The following is a 298-nucleotide window of genomic DNA, read 5'->3' on the forward strand; positions in this document are numbered from 1 at the left end:
ATCATAATTCACGTCCTCACTGTATGCGCGTTTTACCAATGCAGGTATCTCCGAGCGGATCTTTACCATTTTTTCCTGTAGTGTTAAAATCTTTTGTTCCATGTTCATTCCCTTTCTTAACGTATGATTTGTATTCCATCATAATTGTCTCCACCTGGCCTCTTAGTCCATATGCCAAATCTCGTACCATCTCAAAATCCATATCCACAAACAATGCCTGATGGAGTTTTTCCTTTACCTTTGCCTGAGTCACAGCCTGCTGCAACTCAGTAAATATGCGAGATTCTTCACTCGCAAG

Annotated in this window: 1 pseudogene; it reads right to left on the reverse strand. The window is 40.9% G+C overall.

From position 1 onward, the window contains the following. Positions 1-16: 16 nt before the first annotated feature. A pseudogene (locus NE473_RS31500) lies at positions 17-298 on the reverse strand (hypothetical protein); the annotation flags it as partial.

The sequence above is a fragment of the Hungatella sp. SL.1.14 genome, from assembly GCF_024460495.1.
Lineage (GTDB): Bacteria > Bacillota > Clostridia > Lachnospirales > Lachnospiraceae > Hungatella > Hungatella hathewayi.